The 4,554-nt window shown below is 38.3% G+C and carries 4 protein-coding genes and 1 pseudogene; all 5 read left to right on the top strand.

From position 1 onward, the window contains the following. The first annotated feature begins 68 nt into the window (after positions 1-68). On the top strand, positions 69-566 hold the full coding sequence (locus CAG69_RS14410; protein ID WP_161444824.1) for a hypothetical protein: 498 nt from the start codon (positions 69-71) through the stop codon (positions 564-566). Between the two features lie 11 nt (positions 567-577). After that, positions 578-2,317 carry a polysaccharide biosynthesis/export family protein gene (locus CAG69_RS14405; protein ID WP_161444822.1) on the top strand — a complete coding sequence of 580 codons (1,740 nt, stop codon included), beginning with the start codon at positions 578-580 and terminating at the stop codon, positions 2,315-2,317. Then, the gene (locus tag CAG69_RS14400; RefSeq protein WP_161444820.1) at positions 2,318-3,553 is read left to right on the top strand and encodes a capsular polysaccharide export protein, LipB/KpsS family; all 1,236 of its coding nucleotides are present in this window, start codon (positions 2,318-2,320) and stop codon (positions 3,551-3,553) included. A 2-nt stretch (positions 3,554-3,555) separates the two neighbouring features. Then, positions 3,556-4,341 carry an ABC transporter permease gene (locus tag CAG69_RS14395; protein ID WP_161444818.1) on the top strand — a complete coding sequence of 262 codons (786 nt, stop codon included), beginning with the start codon at positions 3,556-3,558 and terminating at the stop codon, positions 4,339-4,341. Positions 4,342-4,345: 4 nt separating this feature from the next. After that, a pseudogene (locus tag CAG69_RS22330) lies at positions 4,346-4,554 on the top strand (lipopolysaccharide biosynthesis protein); the annotation flags it as partial.

The following is a 4,554-nucleotide window of genomic DNA, read 5'->3' as shown; positions in this document are numbered from 1 at the left end:
CCTCAAAGGAGAGTTATCTTGTACCCTAGTACGCACTTCAAAGGGGGCATTCACTGTGGGAAAAGCTGATGAGCAAGTCCAGAGTACACCGAGTGCTCAAAGCATCTTATTTGCCAAAATACATACGTGTTATGGATAACGTGTTTAACCATAGGGCGGTAGCGTGCGTAAAAATGACAAAACATCTACTTTTCAGACATAAACATCTCTTCATTTCTCTAGTGTCCATTACAGTGCTGAGTGCATGTGCAAGTAAACCTCGCTACGTTAAGGCAGATCTTCCACTTGTTACGCAAGAGTCATCTTCGATAGAAATGATGGAGGAAGTTCCAGAACAGTATTGGGGATATTTGAACAGACCTGAACTGGTGTCTATATCGCATCCAAATTATCATGTTGCTGTTGGGCCGATTTATTTCTCTGCACTGGGCCTATACTGTCGAGAAGTGAACATTGACTCCACTTCTAATGTAGTGTGCTCGATAAAGTCAGATAAAAACAATACCAAAAATACTTGGTATTGGGTCAATGGGCTTGTTAAAGATAAACTAGAGAAAAAGCTTTAAAAATTATGAACATGACAAATAAAGCAGCTCAATGGCTAGTTGCAATTACAAGCTTTACTTGTATCAATTCAGCTTTCGCACTTGATAATAACAATTTAAACCTCAATGCAGCTAACCCTACGTTTTCTTCCTCTGGAACTTTAAACCAATCTCAAACGCCACCCAACGAGAAACTCTCTGCTGGTTCATTTAATAAAGAGAACAGAAATAATCTTCTTTTGCCAGGTGAGGTGGATGTTAGACAATTACTCCCTTCCTCTGGAGAAGAGCTACCACCTCCTTATGCAGCAAATATTTTTGCAGGTGGATATGAGACCGAAAGAACAGATGGCTTGAGTGAAAATTACTTAGTTGCAGCCGGAGATAAAATTAATATTTGGTTATGGGGGGCTGTGAGTTATTCAAATGTAGTAACGGTGGATAACCAAGGGAATATCTTCATACCAGAAGTAGGGCCTGTTAATGTCTTAGGCGTTAAAGCTAGTCAGATCAACCAACTTGTGACGAAAAAGATCAAGCAGGTATATACCGCCAACGTCAATGTGTACGTAAACCTCCTTACTGCTACTCCTGTCAGCGTATTTTTAAGCGGACCAGTTATTCGACCTGGCCAGTATGCTGGCATGGCCTCCGATTCAATTCTGTACTTTCTCAAACGTGCGGGAGGTATTGATTCTGAGCGCGGCAGTTATCGTGAAATTCAAGTTCTTCGTAATGGTAAAAGTATAGCTGAGGTTGACCTTTATGATTTTATGCAATCAGGAGTTATGCCGAAGGTTAGTTTTAAAGACGGTGATGTAATCTTAGTCGCGCCCCAAAAAGCGACTATTACTGTCACTGGTGGGGCTCGCAATCCGTTTCGTTTTGAGTTGGAAAATAACAGTGAACAAGGGGAAAAATTAGCTGCGTATGCAAAACCACTTGCTAAAGTTTCTCATGTTGGAATTGTAGGGAGTCGAGTCGATGGGCCGTTCTCTCGCTATATTACATATCAAGAATTTCAGAAGTTTGAGTTACAAGATGGGGATAAAGTTATCTTCAATGATGACTTACACGCTCAAGTCATAGATGTTCAGGTCTCAGGTAGTTACTTAGGTCCGTCTTACTTTGCCGTAACAAAAAGTACTAAATTACATGATCTCCTAAATAATATTCCAATTGATCCAACACTTGCTGATTACCAGTCCATTTATGTATTGCGAGATAGCGTAGCTAAGAAGCAAAAAGAAATGATTGACGAATCACTTGATCGTCTAGAGCGAAGTATTTTTACTGCACCCGCATCGTCAGATGGTGAGGCTGCAATAAGAGCAAAAGAAGCAGAAATGGTCCTTCAATTTACGGAAAGAGCGCGTAAAATTCAGCCCCTTGGTAAGGTTATTGTTTCTGATGATGGTCGAGTTGCAAACATCTTATTGGAGCAGGGTGATGAAGTTGTTATTCCAAATAAAACAGACTTGATCCAAATCGGTGGTGAAGTATTAATGCCGCAAGCTGTAGTTTACAATCCAAATGCAACAATTGATGATTATGTTGCATGGGCTGGTGGATTTACAGATAGAGCCGAAGATGACCGCATTGCTATTGTGAGAGCAAATGGTTTGGTCGAATTTGATAGTTCAAAACCGATCCGAAAAGGAGACCAAATTTTAGTGTTGCCAAAAGTCGACACGAAAGCCATGCAAGCTGTAAAAGATATTACACAAATAATCTACCAAATCGCGGTTGCTGCCAATGTAGCGATAAACTAAATGGAAAAAAGATACAACCTTTTATCCTTGGATCCAATGTATTCGCCACTACACGAAAAAGTGGCGAGTCTCGTAGCAAGAAGGAAGTTTGCGGTCACTTCGTGTTTATCTAAGAAAGTGTATTTACCCACTTTTAAGTTGACTCTTGCAACATCTTTGATCGCATCTGTTAAAGAGCCAATTGATAACGACTTGCTCAAGAAAATGAATTCTCTTTCTACCTATCACCACGCTTACGCGAAGAAGATAGAGTCGAGAACCTTATCATCATCAGAGCTAAAATACATGGCTAAGTTCTACATAGGGCTAAAGAGGTTTATCACAGAAAAGAGTGTCGACCTAGTCATTTTGCACAATGATACCCGTTGGTATCATACTATTGCTATACTGCTTTGCAATGAATTGGGGATTTCATACCTTGTGACAGAGCAGGGGCTATTGAGACCCTTTACCACAGTGATTGATAATAAAGGTGTGAATGCGAACGCTAATATTAGCTTGCTAAATAAGAAAATCGACACTGCTGATAATAATGAGTTCTTGCCTAGAAATACCCATGATTCATTACTATCTATGATGTTTTTTTCTTTTTTTATTCTTTCTTTCTCGTTGGAAAGGTTGTTTGGGCGAAGAACAGTACTCCGTTATATGCACAATGGATATAGTGTGAGAAAGTACTATAAACGTTTGGTTAGAAAGTTAAAAAACAATAATCAACATAATAAATCTAACGAGCAACTAGAAGACAATAGTGCATTGTTACTGCTACAGCTCGAGCATGACTCACAGTTTTTGATGTACAGTGACTTTTATTCAAATCAAGAAGTAATAGATCGAGTATATGAAAAGTGCAGCACACTTGGTTTGAAACTTGGAATTAAAAAGCATCCGTTAGACTTCAATGAGTATCGACTAGAAAGTAGTGCCTACTTTGTCGATGGCAGCCTTGTTGATTTAATCAATGAGGCAAAAATTGTAATAACGATTAACTCTAGTGCAATAGTTACAGTCTTAAAATCTCAGACCCCACTTTTCGTTGTTGGTGATTCGATGTATCAGTTTGGGCTAGCTCTTGAGCATTGCAGAATAGAAATGATAAATATAGAAAATAAACAGTGTAATCTTGAACGTCAAAAATATTTGAAAAAGTTAAAAGATAACTACTTATTAGTTGGTGCAGGTTATGACTATTGCCCTTCACTACTAAAACGTAAACTAAAACAGTTGTTAGATTAATTATGGCATTGGTTAAAAAACGAGCGATGCTTTCTGTGTGGAAAGATGTTATATTTGCCATTTTTCTAAGAGAAATTCGCAGTAAATTTAACGATAAGCTAGGAATTAGTTGGTCTGTAGCGTCACCTCTTGCGTTTATTATGATATTGACTCTCATGCGTAGTAACGTTGATGGTGGTACAACACACACAATGCCAACCTTTTTCTTTATGGTTTATGGCATATTATTGACTCAGTTCTTTATTACTACAGTAAGCTCGGTAGCTGGTGCTATTAAAAGTAATCAAGCGCTATTTGCTTTTCGTCAGGTTCAGCCAATAAGTGCAATTATAGCAGTCGCTGGCTTTGAGCTATTATCACGTTTCTTTGTTGCAATAGTTATTATAATCATTGCATATTTCATGCGGGTTGAATTAGCTGTTCATAATCCTATTGGTATATTATTCCTCTTTTTTCAAGTTTGGTTATTGGGGACAAGTATAGGAATGTTATTTGCGATAACACGCTGTTATATCCCTGAAGTAGACAAAGTTAGAACCTTGGCTCTGAGACCTTTGTTATTTATATCGGGCGCGTTTTTTAGTTTAAGAGATATCCCTCAAGAGGCATGGAAGTATATGACATGGAATCCACTTCTCCATGCTGTGGAATACACTAGGTATTATGCTTATCCAACCTACGGTACGGTAGGAGTTAATATTAACTACTTAGATATTTCTACTTTAGTAATCTTCTTCTTTTCACTTTGCTGCTATCACGCTCTGTGGAAATCAGCGATAAGTCGTTAATAAAATGAAAGAACTATTAGATAAAATAAAATCGAACCTATTTTTTTCACTAGTTGTATTTCCAACAGTTATTTTTTCTTTTTATCAAATTGTTATAGCTTCTCCCAGATATGAAAGCAAAACGCAACTAATTGTTCAACAACCCGATGGCATGGCAACTATGGATGCAGGAATGGCGTTGCTGTCCGGTTTGGGTGTTCCCGCAGGGAATCA

The sequence above is a fragment of the Vibrio sp. V43_P6S15P86 genome, from assembly GCF_009904725.1.
Classification (GTDB): Bacteria; Pseudomonadota; Gammaproteobacteria; order Enterobacterales; family Vibrionaceae; genus Vibrio; species Vibrio diabolicus.
The sequence above is the reverse complement of the archived record's forward strand: the minus strand, read 5'-3'. Positions and strand labels throughout refer to the sequence as shown.